Source organism: Rhodococcus tukisamuensis NBRC 100609 (assembly GCF_001894985.1).
GTDB classification, from domain to species: Bacteria; Actinomycetota; Actinomycetes; order Mycobacteriales; family Mycobacteriaceae; genus Rhodococcus_G; species Rhodococcus_G tukisamuensis.
The window spans coordinates 1-22,514 of sequence record NZ_BCXG01000007.1 but is presented as its reverse complement, the minus strand read 5'-3'; the positions used below and the strand labels follow the sequence as shown (position 1 = coordinate 22,514).

Annotated in this window: 21 protein-coding genes and 4 pseudogenes; 13 read left to right on the top strand and 12 right to left on the bottom strand. The window is 68.7% G+C overall.

The features are described 5' to 3' along the window. Window positions 1-42 precede the first annotated feature (42 nt). Window positions 43-276, top strand: a complete 234-nt coding sequence (locus RT2_RS26355; RefSeq protein ID WP_245709270.1) for a dihydrofolate reductase family protein — start codon at window positions 43-45, stop codon at window positions 274-276. Between the two features lie 86 nt (window positions 277-362). Further along, entirely contained in the window at window positions 363-668 is a 306-nt protein-coding gene (locus RT2_RS26350; RefSeq protein WP_245709271.1) for a dihydrofolate reductase family protein, read from the top strand. Between the two features lie 92 nt (window positions 669-760). On the opposite strand, the pseudogene RT2_RS25815 reads toward RT2_RS26350, so the two are convergent. After that, window positions 761-1,330 (bottom strand): annotated as a pseudogene (locus tag RT2_RS25815) (DNA glycosylase AlkZ-like family protein); the annotation flags it as partial. A gap of 310 nt (window positions 1,331-1,640) precedes the next feature. Here RT2_RS25815 and RT2_RS09975 point away from each other — a divergent pair. After that, a pseudogene (locus tag RT2_RS09975) lies at window positions 1,641-3,467 on the top strand (thioesterase domain-containing protein); the annotation flags it as partial. A 58-nt stretch (window positions 3,468-3,525) separates the two neighbouring features. Beyond that, window positions 3,526-3,693, top strand: a pseudogene (locus RT2_RS26345) (prolyl aminopeptidase); the annotation flags it as partial. A 245-nt stretch (window positions 3,694-3,938) separates the two neighbouring features. Here RT2_RS26345 and RT2_RS09965 read toward each other — a convergent pair. Both RT2_RS09965 and RT2_RS09960 read right to left on the bottom strand, forming a co-directional pair. After that, window positions 3,939-4,067, bottom strand: a pseudogene (locus tag RT2_RS09965) (helix-turn-helix domain-containing protein); the annotation flags it as partial. A 112-nt stretch (window positions 4,068-4,179) separates the two neighbouring features. Continuing rightward, window positions 4,180-4,377 (bottom strand): transposase, encoded by a 198-nt coding sequence (locus tag RT2_RS09960; protein ID WP_072844645.1) that lies wholly within the window; start codon window positions 4,375-4,377, stop codon window positions 4,180-4,182. Between the two features lie 354 nt (window positions 4,378-4,731). Here RT2_RS09960 and RT2_RS09955 point away from each other — a divergent pair, with 354 nt between their 5' ends. Beyond that, the gene (locus tag RT2_RS09955; RefSeq protein ID WP_245709272.1) at window positions 4,732-6,192 is read left to right on the top strand and encodes an FAD-dependent oxidoreductase; all 1,461 of its coding nucleotides are present in this window, start codon (window positions 4,732-4,734) and stop codon (window positions 6,190-6,192) included. Here the strand turns inward: RT2_RS09955 and RT2_RS09950 are convergent. After that, the gene (locus RT2_RS09950; protein ID WP_245709288.1) at window positions 6,160-7,623 is read right to left on the bottom strand and encodes a S1 family peptidase; all 1,464 of its coding nucleotides are present in this window, start codon (window positions 7,621-7,623) and stop codon (window positions 6,160-6,162) included. The two genes, RT2_RS09955 and RT2_RS09950, sit on opposite strands and share 33 nt — an antisense overlap. A 16-nt stretch (window positions 7,624-7,639) precedes the next feature. Here RT2_RS09950 and RT2_RS25810 point away from each other — a divergent pair, with 16 nt between their 5' ends. Further along, complete coding sequence (locus tag RT2_RS25810; RefSeq protein ID WP_169888261.1) at window positions 7,640-7,897, top strand: hypothetical protein; 258 nt, start codon at window positions 7,640-7,642, stop codon at window positions 7,895-7,897. Window positions 7,898-7,974: 77 nt separating this feature from the next. Here the strand turns inward: RT2_RS25810 and RT2_RS09945 are convergent, their stop codons facing one another. Continuing rightward, window positions 7,975-8,895, bottom strand: coding sequence for an alpha/beta fold hydrolase (locus tag RT2_RS09945; protein WP_072844642.1), 921 nt, complete (start codon window positions 8,893-8,895; stop codon window positions 7,975-7,977). Between the two features lie 105 nt (window positions 8,896-9,000). Between RT2_RS09945 and RT2_RS09940 the strand changes: the two genes are divergently transcribed. Beyond that, window positions 9,001-9,624, top strand: coding sequence for a TetR/AcrR family transcriptional regulator (locus RT2_RS09940; RefSeq protein ID WP_072844641.1), 624 nt, complete (start codon window positions 9,001-9,003; stop codon window positions 9,622-9,624). A 25-nt stretch (window positions 9,625-9,649) separates the two neighbouring features. Here the strand turns inward: RT2_RS09940 and RT2_RS09935 are convergent, their stop codons facing one another. From RT2_RS09935 to RT2_RS09915, 5 genes are all read right to left on the bottom strand, one after another. Continuing rightward, window positions 9,650-10,600 (bottom strand): diiron oxygenase, encoded by a 951-nt coding sequence (locus tag RT2_RS09935; protein WP_072844804.1) that lies wholly within the window; start codon window positions 10,598-10,600, stop codon window positions 9,650-9,652. A gap of 65 nt (window positions 10,601-10,665) precedes the next feature. Continuing rightward, complete coding sequence (locus tag RT2_RS09930) at window positions 10,666-11,499, bottom strand: prephenate dehydrogenase/arogenate dehydrogenase family protein (RefSeq protein WP_083577313.1); 834 nt, start codon at window positions 11,497-11,499, stop codon at window positions 10,666-10,668. Window positions 11,500-11,549: 50 nt separating this feature from the next. After that, the gene (gene pabB, locus RT2_RS09925) at window positions 11,550-13,655 is read right to left on the bottom strand and encodes an aminodeoxychorismate synthase component I (protein ID WP_072844639.1); all 2,106 of its coding nucleotides are present in this window, start codon (window positions 13,653-13,655) and stop codon (window positions 11,550-11,552) included. Between the two features lie 9 nt (window positions 13,656-13,664). Further along, complete coding sequence (locus RT2_RS09920; protein WP_072844638.1) at window positions 13,665-14,039, bottom strand: chorismate mutase family protein; 375 nt, start codon at window positions 14,037-14,039, stop codon at window positions 13,665-13,667. Between the two features lie 266 nt (window positions 14,040-14,305). Continuing rightward, window positions 14,306-14,755 carry a nuclear transport factor 2 family protein gene (locus RT2_RS09915; RefSeq protein ID WP_072844637.1) on the bottom strand — a complete coding sequence of 150 codons (450 nt, stop codon included), beginning with the start codon at window positions 14,753-14,755 and terminating at the stop codon, window positions 14,306-14,308. A 342-nt stretch (window positions 14,756-15,097) separates the two neighbouring features. On the opposite strand from RT2_RS09915, the gene nicT reads away from it, so the two are divergent. The 5 genes from nicT (at window position 15,098) to RT2_RS09890 (ending at window position 20,272) form a co-directional block, all read left to right on the top strand. After that, on the top strand, window positions 15,098-16,222 hold the full coding sequence (nicT, locus tag RT2_RS09910; protein WP_217635596.1) for a Nickel transporter NicT: 1,125 nt from the start codon (window positions 15,098-15,100) through the stop codon (window positions 16,220-16,222). A gap of 72 nt (window positions 16,223-16,294) precedes the next feature. After that, window positions 16,295-16,735: a helix-turn-helix transcriptional regulator gene (locus tag RT2_RS09905; protein ID WP_072844636.1), complete on the top strand. Its 441-nt coding sequence runs from the start codon at window positions 16,295-16,297 to the stop codon at window positions 16,733-16,735. Window positions 16,736-16,745: 10 nt separating this feature from the next. Then, on the top strand, window positions 16,746-17,156 hold the full coding sequence (locus RT2_RS09900) for a VOC family protein (RefSeq protein WP_072844802.1): 411 nt from the start codon (window positions 16,746-16,748) through the stop codon (window positions 17,154-17,156). A 1-nt stretch (window position 17,157) separates the two neighbouring features. Then, window positions 17,158-17,781 (top strand): VOC family protein, encoded by a 624-nt coding sequence (locus RT2_RS09895; RefSeq protein ID WP_072844635.1) that lies wholly within the window; start codon window positions 17,158-17,160, stop codon window positions 17,779-17,781. A gap of 64 nt (window positions 17,782-17,845) precedes the next feature. Continuing rightward, on the top strand, window positions 17,846-20,272 hold the full coding sequence (locus RT2_RS09890) for an ATP-binding cassette domain-containing protein (RefSeq protein ID WP_072844634.1): 2,427 nt from the start codon (window positions 17,846-17,848) through the stop codon (window positions 20,270-20,272). Window positions 20,273-20,500: 228 nt separating this feature from the next. Here RT2_RS09890 and RT2_RS09885 read toward each other — a convergent pair whose 3' ends face one another. Both RT2_RS09885 and RT2_RS09880 read right to left on the bottom strand, forming a co-directional pair. After that, window positions 20,501-21,139 carry an RES family NAD+ phosphorylase gene (locus RT2_RS09885; protein WP_072844633.1) on the bottom strand — a complete coding sequence of 213 codons (639 nt, stop codon included), beginning with the start codon at window positions 21,137-21,139 and terminating at the stop codon, window positions 20,501-20,503. Between the two features lie 7 nt (window positions 21,140-21,146). Continuing rightward, the gene (locus tag RT2_RS09880) at window positions 21,147-21,767 is read right to left on the bottom strand and encodes a hypothetical protein (protein ID WP_245709273.1); all 621 of its coding nucleotides are present in this window, start codon (window positions 21,765-21,767) and stop codon (window positions 21,147-21,149) included. A 93-nt stretch (window positions 21,768-21,860) separates the two neighbouring features. On the opposite strand from RT2_RS09880, the gene RT2_RS25075 reads away from it, so the two are divergent. Next, complete coding sequence (locus RT2_RS25075) at window positions 21,861-22,469, top strand: SMI1/KNR4 family protein (protein WP_092776007.1); 609 nt, start codon at window positions 21,861-21,863, stop codon at window positions 22,467-22,469. The last annotated feature ends 45 nt before the right edge of the window (window positions 22,470-22,514 follow it).

The following is a 22,514-nucleotide window of genomic DNA, read 5'->3' as shown; positions in this document are numbered from 1 at the left end:
GTACAGACGAGCGACGCCGGAACGGGAGAAGGGAACGTCGACATGAAGCTGACGACCACCACGTTCGTCTCGGTCGACGGGGTGATGCAGGGGCCGGGCGGGCCCGACGAGGACCGCAGCGGTGGGTTCGAGCGCGGCGGATGGACCGTGCCGTACTTCGACAACGCGGGCGCGACGTTCGTCAACCAGGTCTACGGGCGTGCTGACGCGTTCCTGTTCGGCAGGCGGACCAACGGGTCTTTGCCGGTTACTGGGGGCGATGGCCGATCCGGGTGACAACCCCACGGCGGTGCCGTTGAACACGCTGCCCAAGTACGTGGCTTCGACCACGCTCACCGACCCCGCGGTGGGCGGACACGACTGTGCTCTCCCGTGATTTCGCGGCCTCCGTCGGCGAGTTGAAGGCGTTGCTGGGTCGGGAGCTGCAGGTGCACGGCAGCGGCGCCCTGATCCGGTGGCTGCTCGCCGACGACCTCGTCGACGAGATGAACCTGCTCACCTTCCCCGTGGTCGTGGGCGACGGCACGCGACTGTTCCCCTGCACCGGCCCGGACATGGCGCTCGAACTGGTCGAAACGCGAACCACCCCAAGCGGAGTGACGATCCAGGTCTGCCGACCCGCTGGGCGCCCACAGTACGGAACGGCGACGGCCGACATGGGCACGTGACCGGCAACTCTCCGCTCCGCGGTGATCAGTGCCGTGTCCTCGAACTTGACCTGTACCACCGACGCCCCGCGTATCTCGCCGACGTGGTCGGCTTCCAAGCGCAGCTGTTCGTGGAGCTCGCTGCGCAGCGACCGGAAAGTCCTCACCGTCAGGGACAGCGTCCGACCGCTCTTGCGGGGCCGCCAGGTTCCGACGATCGTGCCGTCGGCCAGCACCGCGCCGGGCGCGCCGACCGACTTCCACACCTCGCGATGGTGTTTCGCGTCGACGATGGTGTCCCGATCACGCATTTGGGTGTAGGGGTCGCCCGGCGGTAGCAGCCGCACCCCGCCCGCCGGGGCCACCGGCGACCGCAGGGCGTCCAGATCGTCGGCCAGGATCCACGCCCGGCTGCCGTCGCGGTCGAGGCGGTCCGGTGTCACGGCCGCGACGCGGGCATGCAGTGCGAGCAACGCCGAACCAGGCGGACTGTTCTGAATTCCGCACGTACCCGCCACGTCGTGCAGCTTGTCGGCACGTTGCCGACCGGTGAGATGGTGCGCACGGAGACGGAACGCGATGACGTCGCTGGTTCGCACCTTGGGGGCCGCGCCGGCGTTCTTCCGAGCTGTCACCGATCGCCTCCCGGGACGGGATTCGACGGTGACCCATTCTGCACCCATGGTCAGCGCGCCCGAATCACTGACGATTTCCCGTGATCGGCGATCGGGCGCCGTCGTCGTGTCATGATCGTCGCGTTCTGAATCCGGGGTGGGGACGAATGCCGGGTTCTGTCGGTTTCGCATCTGCGCTGGCGCCGGGTCGCAAGAAGGGCCGGACGTCACCGTCAGGGGAGGGAATGACTGAATGACGAACGGACAGTTGACCAGCGAGGACGGGGCTCAGGCCGGTACCGCACGAGCGGATCGCGGCACCGCCCACGCCCCGGAATCTCCCGGCTGCGCAGTTTCTCCAGACCGCGCAGTGGCCTCGGGCGCGCGGGTGGCACTGCCGGACGGTCGCCACGCGTGGGAGCTGCCGGCGTCGGCCGTCTCCGACTTCGAGGACCTGGCCACCACCGTTGCGGCACAGGTGCTTCCGCAGGCCTCTGTGGTCGCGTCCGTTTGCCATGGCGACGTGCCGTCCGCGGGGACCCTCAGCGTGACCATGCTGCGGCACCCGGGTGGGGCAGCGGTTCAGGTTCACTGCAGGTCCGAGGACACCACCTCAGTTGTCGTGAATGCGGCGGGATTTGCGCTGCTGTGTGAGGCCGTCGTCTCGTCGGGCGAGGAGATTCCGGAGCCGGTCGTTGCGGTCACGGCAACGTCGACGGTGGTGGAGGAGCTTCCCGAAGTGGTCGACATCCTCGGCGACCGGTGGGACCCGACGGGGTCGCAGACCATCGACGACCGGCTGACTCTCATCGTCGCCGAGTCCATGGGCTACGCGGCCGAGGACCTGCCCGCCGAGATCCCGCTCATCGAGCTGGGTCTCGACTCGCTGATGGCGGTGCGGATCAAGAACCGCGTCGAGTACGAGTTCGACATCCCGCAGTTGCAGCTCGCCGCGGTCAAGGACGCGAGCCTGCACGACGTCGCGCAGTACCTGCGCTACGCCGTGGAGAACCGCGACGAGGTGGCGGCGCTGGCGGCGAAGCAGCAGCTCGAACGGGAGGACGTGCAGGTCGCGGCCCCCGAACCGGTGGCCGAGGACGTGCCCGCCGGGTCCGGCGACATCGACGTCCCGCCGCGCGACGCGGCGGAACGGCTCGCCTTCGCGACGTGGGCGGTCGTCACCGGCAGGTCCGCGAAGAGCATCTTCGCGACGCTGCCGATCCTCGACGACGTGACCGCGGAGAAGTTGGCCGCGCGACTCACCGAGCGGGCCGGCGGCGACATCACCGTCGACGACGTCCTCGACGCCGAGACCATCGAGCAGCTCGCCGAATCCGTGCGCCGGCACCTCGAGGACGGCCTCAGGATCGACGGCCTCGTCCGGACCCTCCGTCCCCGCGTCGAGGGCTCGAACGCGGTGCCGGTGTTCGTGTTCCACCCGGCCGGCGGTTCGACGGTCGCGTACGAGCCGCTGCTCAAGCGCCTGCCGGCCCACACCCCGATGTTCGGTCTCGAACGCGTGGAGGGCCCGCTCGAGGTACGCGCCGAGGAATACGTCCCCCTGCTCCGCAAGATCCAGGGCGACGGCCCGTTCGTGTTGTACGGCTGGTCCTTCGGCGGCGCACTCGCGTACGCGGTCGCGAAACGACTCCGCCAGGAGGGCGCCGACGTCCGGATCGTCGGCCTGATCGACACCGTCCTGCCCGGGGAGAAGGTCGAGGACACTCCGGAGGAGGTCAAGGCCCGCTGGCAGCGGTACGCCGCGTTCGCGAAGAAGACCTACAACGTCGACGCCCCACTGCCCTACGACCAGCTCGCCGCCGCCGGCAGCGACGAGGAGCAGATCAAGATCCTGATGGACCTGCTCCGGATGAGCGGCGCCAAGATCCCCGCCGGCATCATCGAGCACCAGCGCACGTCGTGGCTCGACAACCGGGCCATCCCGGCCACCGACCTCGACGAGGCCTACGACGGCAACGTCGTGCTGTACATGGCCGAGACGTACCTGGACGACCAGATCGCGCTCGAGCCGGCGTTCGGGACAAGGCGGCCCGACGGAGGCTGGGGTGGAGCGGTGAAGAACCTGGAGATCGTCCACGTCGGCTGCGACCACATCCAGATCGTCGACGAACCGTACATCGCGACGGTGGGGGCCGACCTGACGAACAAGCTGGCTGCCATCGAGGGAACGTCGTCGATCCGCTGAGCCTTCGCCCGCGCGCCGCGGATTCGAACGGATCCACGGCCGGGTATTGCTCAACTTCCTGTACTGGGAGGCGGTCGGCAACCCGGCCGGAATCCCCGCGGTCTGTCTGCACGGCGGCCCGGGGTCGGGTTGCACACCCGGGATGCGCAGATTCTTCGACCCCAGTGCATTTCGGGCGGTGCTGTTCGACCAGCGAGGCTGCGGACCCAGCCGGCCGATCGGCGCGACGTCGTCCTTGACACCCGGTGCATCGCCGGAGAGGGCAGCGGATCCTCCTGGGCGTTCCAGCGTTGCGCCGCGCCTCTCATGGGGTAGCCGTAGTACTCGGGAACTTTCGGGCGGATATGACCGAGCACGAAGATCGTCCTGCGCAGCTTTCGCTGAGCGAGTTGAGACAATTCAGGTCGAAACCCGTTGGGAAAGCGTGCCGCAGCTTGTCGGCATCGTGTGAACACGGGCCACAGCTCGGAGTCAATCCGTCGCGGACGGCTCGATTCCCGCGCGGCGGATGGCGCGGTAGACGGTGGAGCGGGCGACGTTGAACAGTTCGGCGAGTTCGGTGGTGGTGTGCTGGCCGGCGCGGTGCAGCTCGACCAGGTGGGCTTCCTCTTGCAGGCACCCGAAACACCCCGTGTGACCGTGGGGCGTGGTTCTTCTCGTGGGCCGACCGGGATACGCGACAAACCTGTCGCCATCCGGTGACCGAGAGTCGCTACTTGAGCTTCAGTTCGGCCACCACGCCGGTGTGATCGGACGCCCAGAGCGGCACCGGCGAGCCGCGGAACGGGCTCGCGCCAACGAGTTCGGCCTTCTTGTTGCGGAAGGGACGTCCGCCCTGTTCGCCGACAGACGGCAGCAACGGTTCGATCAACGCCCACTGGGCGTCGGACAGGTACTCGGTACGTGACACGACGCCCAGTGTCGCTGATCGGATCCTGCTATTGCGAGTTGGGAGACATGCCCTAGCTGTACCTAGCCGCCCGCCATATCGATGCAACACCTGGGTGAGAAACAGTCACCCCAGGGCGGCATGTGGCCAGCCCTGGGGGTCCTAGCTGCCCACGCGTCCAAGGACCAGATTCGTAGGTGTTCAAGCCCGTCACTGAACTTCGATGGTTTGCCGAATCCCTTCGAAGAGCGAGCGCGACTAGATTCGGCGCCCCGAAGAGCATGGCGGCCTGATGGGTTCATTCACGAGCAGCGACGCAGAGCACTGGGTTCGCGACGGAACTCGGCTCGCGGACACGACGAGGATCGAGAGCAGATGGTTGACATGACAACAACAACAAACTCACACGCAATAGTGATCGGCGCCGGCATGGGCGGGCTCCTGGCCGCCCGGGCGGCCAGCGAGTTCTTCGACCGGGTGACCGTCGTCGAACGAGACACTCTACCGAACACCCCCACGGTAAGACGCTGCGTGCCGCAGGCCCGCCACGCGCACGCCCTGACCACAAGGGGTAGAACCGCAATGGAGGAATTGTTCCCCGGCTTCACCGACGACCTCCTCGGCTTCGGTGCCCCACACGGGGACATGCAGGCCGACTTTCGGTGGGTACTCGACGGCCACCGTTTGGCCAGGGGCGTTTCCGGGGTCCGCCTACTCCTGGTCAGCCGACCACTCATCGAGTGGCACCTGCGCAACCTGGTGCACGCCCTACCCAATGTGGAGATCATCGACCGGTGCGCTGCCATCGGCGTCACGACCGACCAATGTCGGGTGGTCACCGGACTCGCCGTGAGCCGCAAGGCGAACCGAATCGCTGATGATGTCATCGATGCGGACCTGATCGTGGACGCTTCGGGACGCAGCTCCAAGAGTCAAGGGTGGCTCGAACCGCTCGGATTCCCACGGCCGAGGGAGGAGAGCCTTCGGATACACCTCGCCTACGCCACTCGTCACTATCGGCGTGAACCATCCCATCTGGACAGCGACCTGGGCATCGGTGTGGGGCCAACCCCGGAGCTTCCCCGCAGCGGGATGATGCTGGCGCAGGAGAACGACCGTTGGGTCATCACTCTCGCCGGGTATGGGGACGACGAACCACCCTTGGATTCAGAGGGGTTCGTCGAGTTCGCCGCAACACTTCCGGCACCCGAGTTGGGGGACTGGCTCTCCAGGGCAGAACCGCTTGACGAGGGTGTCCGCTACCGCGTCCCCACGACGGTGCGCCGACACTTCGACAGCACCCAACTGCCCGACGGGTACATCCCGTTCGGCGACACCATCTGCTGCTTCAACCCCATCTACGGACAAGGGATGAGCGTGGCAGCCCTGGAGGCAATCATCCTGCGCCAGTGCCTCCACGGAGACCGTCGGCGGGTTACCGGCCGATTCTTGCGAAGGGCCAGGCCGATTCTCGACGAAGCCTGGGACATGGCCTGCAACAGCGACCTGCGCCTGCCGTCGATCGAAGGCGAGCGCACCGTAAAGACCCGGGTGACGAATGCCTACGTCGCCCGCGTGCACAGAGCCGCAGCGACCGATCCCAAGGTCGGAGCTGCATTCGGGCGCGTCATCAATCTCCTTGCTCATCCTGCCTCGCTCATGAGTCCGCCGACACTTGCGCGAGTGCTGTGGGCGAACCGGCGCGACGCACCAAAAGACTTGGCCATATCCGCCCGAAACTTCTCGAGTACTACGGCGACCCCCTCATCCCCGGAGCCCGGCTTGGGGATGAGAGGCGCCCGGTCACTCTCGGCTCGTGCCGGCCGAACCGGATGACAGCGATGATGCGGCTCCGGTCAACGCACAGTCAGGACGGGACAAGTTCAGCTGTGAACCGGTGTCCAGGCAGGCCGCGATCTGATAGACCTGCTGGCCATAGCTACGGCCCTTCACCGCGGTCACAGTTCCGTCCGGGCCGACCTCACACGGGTTGTTGTCGGTGCATTGCTCACCGTCGCGGTTGTGGGTGTTGTTGATGCCCACAACCGTGTTCACGTCCGAGGCCAGCAGCACTGAGCCGGAGTAACCAGCCTTGCTCGTGCAGGTGTCGCTGGGTGCGTAGCGCACTGCGTCGTCTTGCTGGTAGCCGTCCTCCCGCAGGTGCGGCACCACAGCCTCCACGACGCACTGCGGGCGGGAGCTCTCGTAGGCCATCGAGAGTGGGTCGTCGACGCGCATCGCAGTGGTGGACAATTGGAAGACCTTTGCACCCTCCTCAGCCAGTTGAGCGTAGGTCTTGTCCAGCCGGTACAGCGCGATGTCGGTGCCGGTCATCGTTGCGTACACCAGCCGAGTCGCACGGGCGGTGGACTGGGGGTAGCCAGCGGGATCGTTGATGGAGATCGGGCGCTCCAGGTTGGCCGGCTGGTCCACCACCGCGGTCCCCGGTGCGGGCCGCTCACCGACCACGCAGTGGCCGTTGGTCAACGCCAGCGCCGGGTCTTCAGGGCGCGCGGTCAGGGCGCGCACCACCGCACCCTGACAGTCGCCCACTCTGGCCGTGCCTTCCACGTTCGGGATCGGGTCGTCCGGGGGCACGTTGGTTCCGGTCACGATGCCGTTGATCCAGTCGGCGTTCTTCGCGACATCGGTGTACATGTCGGGGAAGTCGGCACCCTTGTTGCCGGGACCGATGACCGTTCCGGCCAGTACCCACTCGTCGCCGTCGCGGATCAGGGCCGGCCCACCGGAATCCGTGGTGCCCGGCCCAACGGGGGGATCGACGCGACCGATGCACAACGGCAAGGTGTGCCTGTCGTCGTCCCAGCAGTGCTCCAGCGGCAGCACCTCGGTGTCGGCTTCCCGCAGTTTGCTGGGAAAGCACGTTGGGTCGTCGAAGTCCCCACATGAGGGCGAGGTCGCACCCCAGCCGAGAATGCGGACACCGGTGCCGTCATTCGGTGTGGTCGCGGCCAGTCGCACGGACTGGGCTCGCACGGGGCTGCGTAAGTGCAACAACGCGATGTCCTCGCCGGCCGGGTTGTATGTGTTGTGGCGTCGGTAGAACTTGTCGATCTCGGCGACTTCGCCTCCCGCGGTGGTGTCCGGCGATCCGACGCGGACTGTCCAGCCGCGGGGAACGCCCGCCGTCACCCCGGTCGGGGTGTTGGCGCAGTGGCCGGCGGTCACCACCCACTGCGGTGCGATGAGCACCGCTCCACATCGATGCCCGTCCGGACGAGGGGCGTCGTACTGCAGCGAGGCCATGAACGGATAGGGCTCGGTGGACTCGGTGCCGCCGACGACGGCTGATGCGGTGCCCGCACCAACCATCGACACGGTCAGCGCGGATGCCCCAAGCAAGACAAAGGATCGAAACCAGGTACGCATGCGCATCACCCTGACCGCCCCACGTCCGGATCACGTCATGATCACGTCACAGTTCCGTCATGGCAACCACGCGACGACGACCGCTCGAGCCACCACCGGCCCTCACTCCACAAGCGAAGACCAACCGATTTCCACCCTGCGAAAACAATGAATCCACAGGTGAAACGATGGCACGTACCACCGTTCGCTCGCCGTCCCGCCCGTGACGCCGGGGATCCCGGTCAACGATCACGGCACCGGACTGTCGCGATCCGGAGCGCGGACGACGTCCGAGTCGACCGAACTGTCGTGCTGTCCGACGAAGGTCAGGATCCGGGGGGTCACGCGATCCGGGATGTGCCCCAGGATGCCGTGACCGGTGCCGGGGTAGATCTCCATCTCGGCCTGCGGGAGGAGATCTGTCAGGCGCGCCGCCACACGTTCCGGGGTGGAGACAACCGTCTCGGCGCCGGAGATCACGAGCATCGGAACGGCGATGGACCGCACCTCGGAGTCGTCGAGCATCCGCGCCCACCCGATCCCGGGCCGGTAGTTCAGTGCCTCCTTGGCGAGGGCGAACTCGAGGTCGTTGAGGACGTAACCGGGTGACATCCAGTCGTTCAGCTTGCGGATGTTCTCGTCCGTGCGGCGCATCCCGGCGCGAATCATCTTCAGCAGCACGCTCCACGAGGGCTTGTCGAAGACGCCTCCCGGCTCGATGAGCGTCACACTGGCCAGGTGCTCGGGGGCGTTGAGTGCGACGAGAACGGCATGCCAGGCGCCTTGCGAGTACCCGACCAGGTGGACACGGTCGACCCCGAGTTCGTTCAATACCTCGCTGACCCAGGTGGCGAAGTCGGATTCCCCGGTCAATGGCGCGGTCTGGACGCTACGGCCCGCGGTGCCGATCGTGTCCAGCGCATATACGACCCGGTCTCGGCACAGATCCTCGATGACGATGTGCCATTGCAGACAGTTGGCCCCGAGAGCGTGCACCAGGACGATCGGCGTCTGGGTGCCGGTCCCCGACTTACGGACATGGGTGGTTCCGAACGATGTCGGCACCGCGAGTTGGGTCGACGGAACCGGCCAGCGTCCTTCCAGTTCCCGGTAGATGCGGTCGTACGCCTGCTTCGACGCGTCGTTCTTGAACCGTCCGATCTTCGGCATGCGCTCCCTTTCGTTGCACCGTTTTGGTGGTATGAACGTATCACCATTGCGATATGTGCGTACCATCAACGGGTCAAAGCCACTCGATGCAACCGGGAGAGCCTCATGCCGCGACTGGTCGACCACGAAGTTCGGCGCCGGGAGATCACCAGCGCCGTGCGGCGGGTCGTCGTCGGCGGCGGCCTCGAGTCGGTGACGTTCCAGTCAGTTGCCGCCGAGGCCGGGATCTCGGTCCGGCTCGTGCAGTACTACTTCGGCACGAAGCGGGAGTTCCTCCTCGCGACCCACCAGTCCGTGCGTACGGACGCGGGCGCTCGCCTGATGCGGGCGTTGTCCCTGCTGGGACCGGAAGCGTCACCCCGTGAGGTCGTCACCACGTTCCTGGTCGAGATGCTTCCACTCGATGACGAACGCCGCGAGGAGGCCATCGTGCTCGGTGCCTTCCATGCCGCGGCGCTCACCGGTGGGGGAATCGCCGCCGACGAGACCCTGGCCGCCCCGCGAGAGTTGGTGGCGCTCATCGCCGGCCAGCTTCGGCGGGTGACCGACCGCGACGCGGTGACACCGCCGATGGACCCCGACCTCGACGCCGAACTCATCCTGGCGGCCGCCGGCGGGATCGCGCAGGGGATGCTCCCCGGCTACGGCACGGCGGAGCAGGCGGTCCAGCTCGTCGAGCGCCTCCTCGATCGTGTGCTCGGACCGGAGAGTCCCGGTACCACTGCGTAGTGGCGACTCGGGTCGCTCGACGGCGTCACCAGCTGTCGGGGACGTCCGCACCTGCGCCGATCGACTCCATCAGGCGTCGGATCGCGCTGCAGTCCTGGACCAGCCGGCTGTCACCGGGGCCGAATGCCGTGTCCGCGACCAGAGCTGCCGCGCCCGGCACCCGCTCCGCGGCAAGGATCGCCGACCAGGTCGAGAAGTCGGTGCCGGTGAAGGCGTCCACGCCTTCGAGGAGGCCGGCCACCAGGATTCGCCGGTCGTCGGAGTTCAGGTGCTCGTAGACCAACGACGTCAGCTCCGCGGCGACTGACGCGTGCGCGCGCTCGTCGCGCCGGTGCAGCACCACGGTGGCCTTGTTCACCGGCTGCAGGCTCGGGTCGTCACCGATCAGGCTCAGGTACGCCCCGATGGACGTCTCGGCGACGGTGGTGAACGCCAACGCCGTCAGCGCCGCGGCGCGGGGGTCCGCGTGCCGGGCGACCGCGTCCCGGTGCCTGCGCACCGTCAGTCCGTGGGGGAGGGCCGCGTCGGACAACCACCTGCCGCGGTGCGCGCGGGTCAGCGCGCTCGCGTTGAGGTGCATCAGGCTGTGGTACTGCTCGTCGACCATCGCCTGCACGGTCGCCGCCCGCAGGGTGTCGCCGAGCCCAGTGCCGAGCCCGTCCTGGAACAGCAGCTGGAAACCGGGATTGACTACGTGCTGCTCGATGTCGATGACGTTCTTGTTGTAGGCGATCCAGCCCCAGGCCCGGATCCGGTCGCGGGTGCCCTCTTCCAGCTGCCGGTAGCGCGGGTCGTCCCGGAACGGGATCAGCGCCTCGGGGAAGTCTGCCTTGGCCGGCTCGAACAACGCGTCCAGGTCCAGTTCGGTGCGCCGTACGGTGGCCCGCCTCGGCCAGCTGCGGGCCAGCCCGCGAATCACCGCGCTCTCCACCTCGTCCGACGGGTCGAACTCCGGCAGTGCCGGGACCCTGAGCAGGATCTCGGCGGTTTCCTCCCAGTCCCCAGACTCCTCCCACGCGCCGGCCTCGTCCCAGCCCCCGGTCACCGGCCGACCTCCGATGCGGCCTCGGGGAGCAGGTCGCGGAACAACCGGGCACACAGGTCCGCGTACCGCTCTGCGTCGGCGCCCAACGGCACTCGCGCCGTGGTCAACAGGTCCTCGAACTCGGCCTGCGTGCCGTGCTCGCAGACCCGGGAGAGCCGGGCGAGGCCGTCCGCGAGTGCCGCCCGGGCCCGCGGCGCCGACGGGTTTGCGGCCTGCACGTCCCAGTACACCTCGGGGCTGCCGAGCCCGATCCGGGCCAGCAGAGCCAGCGCCACCGTGTGCGGCGGCGGCGCCGCGGCCGCCAGCCACTCCGCCGGCACCCCGAGGTCCGCCAACGCCAGCCCGAAGGCGAGCACCGCCGCGTGCGTCGCCGCCTGGGTGGCCGCGCACAGCGTGTCGTGTTCCTCGGCACTCAGTCGCACCAGCGCGGCGCCGGCGCCGTCGAGCAACCCGAGAAAGGCGTCGACGCCGGGGCCGTCGTGGTGGACCACCACGGAGACCGGGCGGCCGGCCATGCCCAACGAGGGCGCGAACATCGGGTTGATGCCCATCGCCTGTACGTCCGGTGCCGAGCGCCGCAACGCCGCGGCGAACCGGGTCTTCACCGACAAGGTCTCCACCAGCAGCGTCCCGGGCCGCAGGAATCGCGGCAGCGTCTCGGCGGCGGCGAGGGCCACCTGTTCCGGCACCGCGAGCACCACCGTCGAGGCGGCGCCCACCGCGTCGGCCAGTTCCGGTGCACCACCGGTGACCTCGCCCGGCCGTCGCGGGGCCCGCGGGTCGAGCACGAGCACCTCCGCGCCCGCATCGCGCAGCAGGCCGACCAGCATCGTGCCCACCGCGCCGGCGCCGCCGACGACGGCCACGACCGGCCGCCCGCTCACGGCCGCTCGGACCGTCCGGGCTCGGTGGTCGGCGAACGGTCCGCGGTCACGGACAGGCACCGTCGCATGGTGAGGGCCTTGACCATCGTCTCCTCGAACTCGTCCTCGGGGTCCGAGAGCGCGACGATGGCGCCACCGACCCCGAACGTGACCTGCTCGGACGTCGCGACCATGGTCCGGATCACGATGGAGAAGTCCGCCGTGCCGGAGAGCGAGAAGTACCCGATCGCCCCGGAGTAGACGCCACGGGGACCGTCCTCGAGCTTGTCGATGATCTCCAGGGTGCGGACCTTCGGGGCGCCCGTCATCGACCCGCCGGGGAACGCCGCGCGCACACAGTCGACCGCCGAGACGTCCTCACGCAGGGTGCCCCGTACCGTCGAGACCAGTTGGTGCACCGGCGCATAGGTCTCCACGTCGAACAGCTTCGGCACGTGCACGGAGCCCGGGACGCAGACGCGGGAAAGGTCGTTGCGGACCAGGTCCACGATCATCAGGTTCTCGGCGCGGTCCTTCTCGCTGTCGACCAGGTCCCGGCGGAGCCCGTCGTCGGCTCCCACGTCGCGTGCCCGCGGGCGGGTGCCCTTGATCGGCTTCGACTCCACCTCGCGACCCGGGCCGATCCGCAGGAACCGCTCGGGAGAGGCGCTCAGCACCGACAGCCCGGGGAACCGCAGCAGCGCGTTGTACGGCGTAGGACTGATCTCGCGCAGGCACGCATAGCCGGCGACCGGGTCGATGGCACCGTCGACGGTGGCGACGTTGGTCAGGCACACCTCGTAGGACTCACCGGAGCGAATCTCACTCAGGCAGTTCTCGATCAGCTGGAGGTACCGGGTCCGGTCGTGCCGGAACCGGATGTCCACGTCGGCCGCGGCGGGGACCAGCGGCGCGGGGGCCTGCTGCTCGCCGGTCACTTCCTCGAAGGCGGTCAGTGCGTCCGTCGTCGTCTCCAGCCACCGCAGGTCCTCCTCGGGCAGGCCGGTTCCGTCGTCGAGGGTGAGCAGGTAACAACAGCCCTCGTTGTGGTCGAACACCAGGGCCCGGTCCGCGAAGACCATCGCGGCGTCCGCCTGCGACGACGCATGTGCGAGCTGCCCGCAGGTGTCGGCCTTGAGCTCGTAGCCGAGATACCCGACGTACCCGAGGCAGAAGGCGAACGGCAGGTCCGCGCGCGGCGCCACGCTGCGGTCGCGGAGTTGCCCGTCGAGGTACTCGAAGAAGGTCGAACGCAGTTCCTCCGTCGGTCGACCGCTGCGGTGCACCCGGACAGTGGTCTCGGCGACCTGGTAGGTCACGTACTCCGCCCGTGGACCCGAGCAGTCGCCTATCACCGTGTATCGGGAGTCCTCGTCGGCGGCGGCACTGCCGTCGAGCCAGAAACTGTTGGGCCCGTTCGCAAACAGCTTCTCGTAGACCGCCTGGGGGTCGATGTCGCGGTCCACCCGGACGCTGTCGACGCGGTAGCGCCGGGCCGCGGGCTCGGCGACGGGCGTCGGCGGGGGCGTCGTCCGTCGCCGAGCCCGCACCGGTGTCAGGTCCCGGAAGTTGCTGAGCAGCTCGCGACCGTGCTCGGTGCAGATGGACTCCGGGTGGAACTGCACGCCCCACAGCGGCAACTCGCGGTGCCTCGCCGCCATCACCACCCCGTCCGGCGACCACGCCTGCACCTCGATCACCTCGGGCAGCGACTCGACGGCCAGCGAGTGGTACCGGACCACCCGCAGCGGCGACGGGATGCCTTCGAACAGGCCGTTGCCGTCGTGCCGGATCTCGCTGATCCGGCCGTGCATCGGTGCCGGCGCGGGGACCACCAGGCCACCGGCCAGGTAGCACAGCCCCTGGTGCCCCAGGCAGACACCGAGCACCGGCAGCCCACTGTCGGTGAGTGCGTTCGCGCTGATTCCGAAGTCGCGCTCGCGGTCCGGACGGCCGGGCCCGGGGGAGACCACGATGTTGTCGAAGTCGCTGAGCCGCAGAGACTTCCAGTCCCTGTCGTTCGTCACCACCACGGGGACTCGACCGTTCACCTCCGACAGCAGGCTGTACAGGTTGTAGGTGAACGAGTCGTAGTTGTCGACCAGGAGCGTCCGGACGGCCATGGCACGGCCTCAGGCGTCGTGCCGCAGCGGCGCGACAGCGGCAACGTCGATCTCCCCGTCGGCGTCGATGATCAGGTCCTCCACCCGGCAGGTCTCCGTTATCAACACGTCGTAGAGGTCGTCGAGGAACTCCGGGGAGAGGTCGTGGCTGAGCGCATAGGTCCGGGCGTGCTCGTGCACCGCGCCCACCCGCCGCGGCTGCATCATCGGGATCGAATGTCGCCGCTTGAGCACCGCGATCCGGCAGCACAGTTCGATTCGGTCACGGACGACCTCGAGAAGGGCGCTGTCGATTCCGTCGAGCTCGGTGCGCAGCGCCTCGAGCTGCTGCTGCGGTGTCAGGACGGAGTTGCCGGCCGTGGCCGAGCGGGTCGAGTTCTCCATGCGCGGCACCCCTTGCATAGTCTGCACCAGCACGTCGACCGAAACTTCACGGTGTCCGAGATCGTCGGCCGTGTGCATTCTCCAGTTCCCCGAGCCATTCCATGTTCTCACGGGGTTCACGTCGCGGCCACGAGATAGCAGAATTGGCGGCGGTCACGATCTCGCGTCGGAGAGGGCGCGTCGCGGCGACGGGGCGAACGCACACTGCCCGGCCCGAATCGATTCGGGCCGGGCAGTGGACCGCCTCGCGGCGGCAGGGGCGGGTGTCAGCCCAGGTCGACGATCTTCCAGCCGTCGCCGTCGCGCTGGAGCACGATCTGCGCGGTCGAGTCGGTGCTCTTGCCGTTGAGCTCGGCAACATCCTTGGTGGCCAGCTTCGCGGTGTCCCCCTCGACGACCACCTGCGTGGCGTCGTACTTCAGGTCCGCCAGCTTGGAAAGCGCCTCGGCGCCGGCGCGGTCGTGGCCGCCCTGCACGGCGGCCGGGCAGGTGCCGTCCGGGCCGGTCGTCGCCAGCTTGGCCGCGAGCTCGGGGTCGAGGTAGCCGCAGGCCTTGGCGCCGTCACCGGTGCCGAAGGCCGAGTAGTAGGAGCTGAGCGTGTCCACCGCGGCCTGCTGGTCGACGGACGCCTCTGTCGCGGCATCGGTGGACTCGTCGGACGAGCATCCGGTCGCGGCGACGGCCACGGCGAGCGCACCGAGGGCGAGCGCGGCCATGCGGCGACCACGACGGGAGGAGGAAGAGGGGGCGCTGGGCGTGACCGACGACAACATCGTTCTCTGGTGCTCCGTGACTGTGAGGGATGGGAGTGGGACCGACCGGCAGGACGCGGGCCGCCCGCGGGAACGCTACAACAGTCCGGGACGCCCCGAAGCGACTTGGTCAGAGCAGGCGTGCCCGCCGGGACCGGGTCAGTCCGGCGCCCCGGCAGCACCGCGGGCGTTTCCGGATGGAAACGTCGGGGCGGTGCGATCGCTGGTCGGCGTCACCCGATCCGGCTTAGGCTTGTTCGGCTTAGGCTGATTCGGGACTGTGGCCGACTCTCCGTGAGGAATCGAATGCCCACGACTGCCAAGACCAGCACCCGCGCCGCGGCCAGGTGGCGCGCGGCGGCGGACGGCCAGTGGCGCAGCGTCGCCGGGATGGCGGCCACGGTGCTCGCACTCAACATCGTCGGCTGGGGCACCCTGTTGCTGTTGGTGGTGCCCGCGCACTACGAGTTCAACGGCGGCGTGTTCGGCGTCGGGCTCGGCGTCACCGCGTACACCCTCGGCATGCGGCACGCGTTCGACGCCGACCACATCGCCGCCATCGACAACACCACCCGAAAGCTCTTGGCGGAGAAGAAGAAACCGATGACCGTCGGTTTCTGGTTCTCACTCGGCCACTCCACCGTGGTGTTCGTGCTGGTGCTGCTGCTGGCGTTCGGCATCAAACAGTTGGCGGCGGGCCTGAGGAACGAGGACTCGGACCTGCAGCGGTGGACCGGGCTGTTCGGCACCGCGGTCTCGGGCACCTTCCTGATCCTCATCGGGTTGCTGAACCTGGTGTCGCTGATCGGGATCTACGCGGTGCTCCGCAAGGCCCGCCGCGGCCACTTCGACGAGGACGATCTCGAGCGGGAACTCGACTCCCGCGGAGCCCTGAACAAGCTGCTCGGGCCGTTGGTCCGGTCCGTGCGTGCGCCGTGGCACATGTACCCGGTCGGGGTCCTGTTCGGGCTGGGATTCGACACCGTGACCGAGGTGGGGCTGCTGGTGATCGCGGGTGGGGCGGCCACCACCGGCCTGCCCTGGTACTCGATCCTGGTGCTCCCGGTGCTCTTCAGCGCCGGCATGACCCTGTTCGACTCGCTCGACGGCTCGTTCATGAACTACGCGTACGGCTGGGCGTTCGCCCGTCCGGTCCGCAAGATCTACTACAACCTCGTCGTGACCGGGTTGTCGGTGGCGGTCGCGTTTCTGATCGGCGGCCAGGAGATCATCTCTATCGTCACCACCCGACACGACATCACCACCGGGGTGCTCGGGCGAATCGGAGGCCTCGACCTGGGGGCGATGGGGTTCATCATCGTCGGCCTGTTCGTGGTCACCTGGTTGGTGGCGGTGCTGGTGTGGCGGTACGGCGGGGTGCAGGAACGCTGGGAGTCCCGGCTGACCGGGAGCCCGGTCAGCACGGACTGACCACCCGACGGCCCTGCCACGACACCCACGGCAACTGGGCAGCTCCCCACGGGAGGTGGCACCATCGCACAGGTGACCAGCAGCACCTCCGACGCGCAGCGCCTGCGCGACCTCGCGCGGCTGCGCCGCGTCCGCGACCGGATGGACCGGGAGTACGCGCAGCCACTGGACGTCGAGGCACTCGCCCGCGACGCGCACATGTCGGCCGGTCACCTCAGCCGCCAGTTCAAGCTCGCCTACGGCGAGTCGCCGTACGCCTACCTGATGACGCGGCGCATCGAACGCGCGATGGCGCTGCTGCGCCGGGGCGACCTCAGCGTCACCGAGGTCTGCTTCGAGGTCGGCTGCTCGTCGCTGGGCACCTTCAGCACCCGTTTCGCGGAGCTGGTCGGCGTGCCGCCCAGCGTCTACCGGGACCAGGTGCGGCCCGAGGCGGAGATGCCGTCGTGCGTCACCAAGCAGGTCACCAGACCGATCAGGAATCGAGAAGCGCCGGCCGCGAACCGCAATTAGGTTGAAGGACATGGACATCACCATTCACTCGGCCTTCCTTCCGCACACCGACCACGAAGCCTCCCTGGCCTTCTACCGCGACCTCCTCGGTTTCGAGGTCCGCAAGGAGGTCGGCTACAACGGGATGTACTGGATCACCGTCGGCCACCCGGACCAGCCCGGCACGTCCCTGGTCCTGCACCCGCCGGCCGCGGACCCCGGCATCACCGACGACGAACGTCGCACCATCACCGAGATGATGGCCAAGGGGACGTACGCAATCCTCACCCTGGCCACCCCCGACCTCGACGAAACCTTCGCGAAGCTCGAGGCGGGCGGCGCGGACATCGTCCAGGAACCGATCGAGCAGCCGTACGGCATCCGCGACTGCGCCGTCCGCGACCCGGCAGGCAACCTGCTCCGAATCAACGAGGTGAACTGATATGACCACCACCCAGTCCCGCACCACCGTCAAGACCCTCACCCTCGAAGTTCCCGACCCCGCGGCCGCCGCGGCCTTCTACGCGGCGTTCGGCGTCGGCGACCACGTGGCCGTCCGCGCCGGCGAGGCGCCGACGACCGGCTTCCGCGGCTACACCCTCTCGCTCGTCGTCTCCCAGCCGAACATCGTCGACGCCTTCGTCGGGGCCGCCCTCGACGCCGGCGCCACCTCGCTCAAGCCGGCCAAGAAGGGGTTCTGGGGGTACGGCGGCGTCGTGCAGGCCCCGGACGGCGCGATCTGGAAGATCGCGACCTCGTCGAAGAAGGACAGCGGCCCGGCCACCCGGCAGATCGACGACATCGTGCTGCTGCTCGGGGTCGACGACGTCAAGGCGAGCAGGCAGTTCTACGTCGACCACGGCCTCGAGGTGGCGAAGAGCTTCGGCCGCAAGTACGTCGAGTTCGCCACCGACCCGACGAACGTCAAGCTGGCGCTCTACGGGCGCCGCGCGCTCGCCAAGGACGCCGGCGTCTCCCCGGAGGGAACCGGATCGCACCGTATCGTCGTCGGCAGCGACGCCGGACCCTTCACCGACCCGGACGGGTTCGCGTGGGAGACCGCTTGATGCCGCGACCGGTCAGACGCAGGCACGGTAGCCGCGATCGCGGCCCGACACAGAGGGAGAGACGATGAGCACGGCCACGAGGACGGACCAGCGGTCGCCTGAGTTCCACGCCGCCGACAGCCACGATCTGATCCGCGTGCACGGCGCGCGGGAGAACAACCTCAAGAACATCAGCCTCGAGCTGCCGAAACGGCGGCTGACGGTGTTCACCGGCGTCTCGGGCTCCGGGAAGAGCTCGCTGGTGTTCTCCACGATCGCCGCCGAGTCGCAGCGGATGATCAACGAGACCTACAGCTCCTTCGTGCAGGGCTTCATGCCGACCCTGGCACGACCGGACGTCGACGTGCTCGAGGGCCTGACGACCGCGATCATCGTCGACCAGGAACGGATGGGCGCCAACCCGCGCTCCACGGTCGGCACCGCCACCGACGCCAACGCGATGCTGCGCATCCTCTTCAGCCGGCTGGGGCAGCCGCACATCGGCTCGCCCCAGGCGTTCTCCTTCAACGTCGCCTCCGTCAGCGGCGCCGGTGCGATCACCACGGAGAAGGGCGGACGGGAGGTGAAGGAGCGTCGCAGCTTCAGCGTCACCGGCGGCATGTGTCTACGCTGCGAGGGCCGGGGCAACGTCTCCGACTTCGACCTGACCGCGCTGTACGATGCCGACAAGTCGCTCAACGACGGCGCGCTGACGATCCCCGGCTACAGCATGGACGGCTGGTACGGCCGCATCTACCGTGGCTGCGGCTTCTTCGACCCCGGCAGGCCGATCTCGAAGTTCACGAAGAAGCAGTTGAACGATCTGCTGTACAAGGAGCCGACGAAGGTCAAGGTCGACGGCGTCAACGTGACCTTCGAGGGCCTGATCCCGAAGATCCAGAAGTCGTTCCTGTCCAAGGACCGCGAGGCGATGCAGCCGCACATCCGGGCATTCGTCGACCGCGCGATCACCTTCCAGACCTGCCCCGACTGCGACGGCACCCGGCTCAGCGAGGGGGCTCGATCCTCGAAGATCGAGGGCAAGAACATCGCCGACGCCTGCGCGATGCAGATCAGCGATCTGGCCGACTGGGTCCGGGGTCTCGACGAACCGTCGGTGGCGCCGCTGCTGACCGCGCTGCGGCACCTGCTCGACTCGTTCGCCGATATCGGGTTGGGGTATCTCTCACTCGACCGACCGGCCGGCACGCTTTCGGGCGGCGAGGCGCAGCGCACCAAGATGATCCGCCACCTCGGCTCGTCCCTCACCGACGTCACCTATGTCTTCGACGAGCCGACCATCGGCCTGCACCCGCACGACATCCAGCGGATGAACGCCCTGCTGCTGCAGCTGCGAGACAAGGGCAACACGGTGCTCGTCGTGGAGCACAAGCCGGAGGCCATCGTGATCGCCGACCACGTCGTCGACCTCGGGCCCGGCGCCGGAACGGCGGGCGGCAGCGTCTGCTTCGAGGGCTCAGTGGAGGGGCTGCGGGGGAGTGACACCACGACCGGCCGCCACCTCGACGACCGGGCGTCGGTCAAGGAGTCGGTGCGTTCCTCGACCGGTGCGCTGGAGATCCGCGGCGCGACGTCGCACAACCTGCAGGGCGTGGACGTCGACATCCCGCTCGGGGTGCTCTGCGTGGTCACCGGCGTCGCGGGCTCCGGCAAGAGCTCACTGATCGACGGCTCGGTGTCCGGACGGGACGGCGTGGTCTCGATCGACCAGGGCGCGATCAAGGGCTCCCGGCGTAGCAACCCGGCCACCTACACCGGGCTGCTCGAGCCGATCCGCAAGGCCTTCGCGAAGGCCAATGGCGTGAAGCCGGCGCTCTTCAGCTCCAACTCCGAGGGCGCCTGCCCCACCTGCAACGGCGCGGGCGTCATCTACACGGACCTGGGCGTCATGGCCACCGTCGAATCCCCCTGCGAGGAGTGCGAGGGGAAGCGGTTCCAGGCGTCGGTGCTCGAGTACACGCTCGGCGGCCGGAACATCGCCGAGGTGCTCGCGATGCCGGTGGCCGAGGCGGAGGTGTTCTTCGGGGGCGGCGGGCAGGAGCGCAGCGACCGGGGGAATGTCGCAGCCGAGGCGCGGATCCCGGCAGCACACAAGATCCTGCAACGGCTCGCCGACGTCGGGCTCGGCTACCTCAGCCTCGGCCAGCCGCTCACCACGCTGTCCGGCGGCGAGCGGCAGCGACTCAAGCTCGCCACCGCCATGGCCGAGAAGGGCGACGTCTACATCCTCGACGAGCCGACCACCGGTCTGCACCTCGCCGACGTCGAGAACCTGCTCGGCCTGCTGGACCGCCTCGTCGATTCCGGCAAGTCGGTGATCGTCATCGAGCACCACCAGGCGGTGATGGCGCACGCCGACTGGATCATCGATCTCGGCCCAGGCGCCGGCCACGACGGCGGACGGATCGTCTTCGAGGGCACCCCCGCCGATCTGGTCGCCGCCCGCTCCACCCTCACGGGCGAGCACCTCGCGGCCTACGTCGACGCCTGACCTTCCGCACACAACTCGGCGGTCCGCGGTAGGTCGTTGGGCCTGGGGTCATCACTCACTGTGACGACCCCAGGCCCAACTTCGTCTGATGCCCTCAACCGAGGTTAATTTCATAAGTAAAGTTATCGGCATTTCATCCGAGCCCGGTGCAACCACCGAGACGACCGCACAGACGGACCAGTTCCATTCCGGCCGAAGCCACGGCAGCGGCCGTCCACGCCGGTGAGATCAGGGGGCGAGCGCCGCATTGTGGGCGGTCAGCAGCGCGCCGAGCAGGTAGTGCCCGTCCGCGGAGTCGAGCGGGATCAGCCCGCCGACGGCCTCGACCGCAGGATGGGCCGTCGTGGCGGGGGAGTCGGCGAGCATCCACGACAGCGTGTTCTCGTCGTGACGCGGCCGGTACTGCACGCCGTCGACGCGGGGATTGGCGGCCAGGATGGCCGCCGCCCACCGTCGGGTGTGCAGGTAACCGGACGGGTCGCACTTAGTCAGCCACACCCCGGCGTTGATGCGGGCCGCACCGGTTCCGGTCAGGTCCACCACCCGCAGCGGGCGGGTGGTACGCAGCTCGCTCAGGACGCGGCCGCTGACCTGGGCGCGCGGGATCAGGCGGGGGGACTGGTCCACCGGCAGGTTGCGGCACAGCGTCTCGGCCACCGCCGCGGCCGGGCTGTCGCCGATGTACAGGTACGCGTAGGAGCCGTCCAGGCTGTCGAAACGGCCGCCGGCCCGCACCCGGGGACGGGGCGTCGGGTTCAGGTCCGCGGCGCCCCGGGTGGCGCTGTGGATGCGCCACACCGAGGTACCGACCGGGACGGTGGTGAGCAGGGCAGCGGGCAGCGCCGCGGGTGGATCCGGGTAGTCCACCGGCCGCTCAGTCCTGCGTCAGGTCGTCGGCCATGTCCTGCAGGTCCTGCTCGTGCCCGCCGGCGACGGCGAGTTCGGCAGGGGAGCGCGGGTCGTCCGCGAACGCGGTCGGGTTCAGCCACCACGACGCCACGCCCCACGGATCGTTCCTGACGCCCAGCCTCTGGTTGATGTCGGCGACGATCGGCCGCACCTCGCGCCTCTCCGCGTCGAACTGGAAGGCGGGGTAGAGCTTCTGGCCGGACGCAGGCAGCGCGATGACCGTGCCCGCCGCGGCCAGACGGCTCGCCGTGTTGCGGCTGCTCGGCGCCTTGCCGAGGACCCGGCTGACCGCGGTGGAGTCGAGCATCTCGTGTTCGTCGACGATCGAGTTGAGGGCCGAGGTGACGATCCGGGTGCGGGCCACCGCGGCGGCGGCGGGGTTGGTGACGGCCCGCTCGTGCTGCAACGCCAGGGCCGGGCTCATGGCGAGCAGCGCCGTCACGTCGTCGCGGACCGGACGCAGGTTCGGCCGGCGAGAGATCTCCGCGGCGAGCAGGTCCACGAGGTCCTCGTCGGACAGGGCGTGGATCGAGTCGCGTGCGCGGTCACGGTCGACGAGCATGGACACCACCTCCAGTAGTGCCACCAGTGTACCGCGTACCAGCCGTGTCGGTTCCTCTCATGTCTGAGCATCCAAATAGAGTGCGCCCAATCAAGATCAACAACGGAGGTAGGCGAAGTGAGCTCCACCATGTACTCGACGCCGTCGGGATCGGTCACCGAACAGTGGGAACGCATTGCGAGGTGGCTACTGACGAACCTCGAGTCGCCGTCGATCGCCGGCGCCGATGCGGCGGAGATCGACAGCGCACAGCAGGCCACCGGGGTGAGCTGGCCCGCCGAACTCACCACACTCTTCGAGCACCTCAACGGATTCCCGCCCGCCGCTCACGTCGCACTGCTGCCCATGCACGAGATGTTCAGCCTGGATCGTGCCGTCGAGGAGCGGGCGATGGAACTCGACATCTGGGGCGAGTTCGACGAGGAGATGGGCGCCCCGGACCCGGACGCCGCCGCAGGCGACACGGCCGGAACGTACATCCCCGCGTTCGTCCCGTTCGCCGGAGCCGACGGCTACCTGCTGGTCGTGGACGCCCGCCCCGGGCCGCTGCACGGATGCGTCACCGAGTTCGAGAAGGTCGACACAGACAGTGCGGGTCCCCGCTGGGTCTCCATCAGCGCGATGCTCACGGACCTGGCCGACAGCCTCGAGACCGGCGCCGAGTTCGACATGGGGTGGACGCCGGTGGTGGCGGACGGACGACTCGAATGGCGCAGCCGGACCTGACCCGCCCGCCTGTGCGGCCGAAAGGGGAGAGGCGCCGGTCGGCCC

Coding starts and splice junctions, on each gene's coding strand:
- RT2_RS26355 (WP_245709270.1), top strand. CDS start 43: ATGAAGCTGACGACCACCACGTTCGTCTCGGTCGACGGGGTGATGCAG.
- RT2_RS09955 (WP_245709272.1), top strand. CDS start 4,732: ATGGTTGACATGACAACAACAACAAACTCACACGCAATAGTGATCGGC.
- RT2_RS09950 (WP_245709288.1), bottom strand. CDS start 7,623: ATGGCCTCGCTGCAGTACGACGCCCCTCGTCCGGACGGGCATCGATGT.
- RT2_RS09945 (WP_072844642.1), bottom strand. CDS start 8,895: ATGCCGAAGATCGGACGGTTCAAGAACGACGCGTCGAAGCAGGCGTAC.
- RT2_RS09940 (WP_072844641.1), top strand. CDS start 9,001: ATGCCGCGACTGGTCGACCACGAAGTTCGGCGCCGGGAGATCACCAGC.
- RT2_RS09930 (WP_083577313.1), bottom strand. CDS start 11,499: ATGCTGGTCGGCCTGCTGCGCGATGCGGGCGCGGAGGTGCTCGTGCTC.
- pabB (WP_072844639.1), bottom strand. CDS start 13,655: ATGGCCGTCCGGACGCTCCTGGTCGACAACTACGACTCGTTCACCTAC.
- RT2_RS09920 (WP_072844638.1), bottom strand. CDS start 14,039: ATGGAGAACTCGACCCGCTCGGCCACGGCCGGCAACTCCGTCCTGACA.
- RT2_RS09915 (WP_072844637.1), bottom strand. CDS start 14,755: ATGGCCGCGCTCGCCCTCGGTGCGCTCGCCGTGGCCGTCGCCGCGACC.
- nicT (WP_217635596.1), top strand. CDS start 15,098: ATGCCCACGACTGCCAAGACCAGCACCCGCGCCGCGGCCAGGTGGCGC.
- RT2_RS09900 (WP_072844802.1), top strand. CDS start 16,746: ATGGACATCACCATTCACTCGGCCTTCCTTCCGCACACCGACCACGAA.
- RT2_RS09895 (WP_072844635.1), top strand. CDS start 17,158: ATGACCACCACCCAGTCCCGCACCACCGTCAAGACCCTCACCCTCGAA.
- RT2_RS09890 (WP_072844634.1), top strand. CDS start 17,846: ATGAGCACGGCCACGAGGACGGACCAGCGGTCGCCTGAGTTCCACGCC.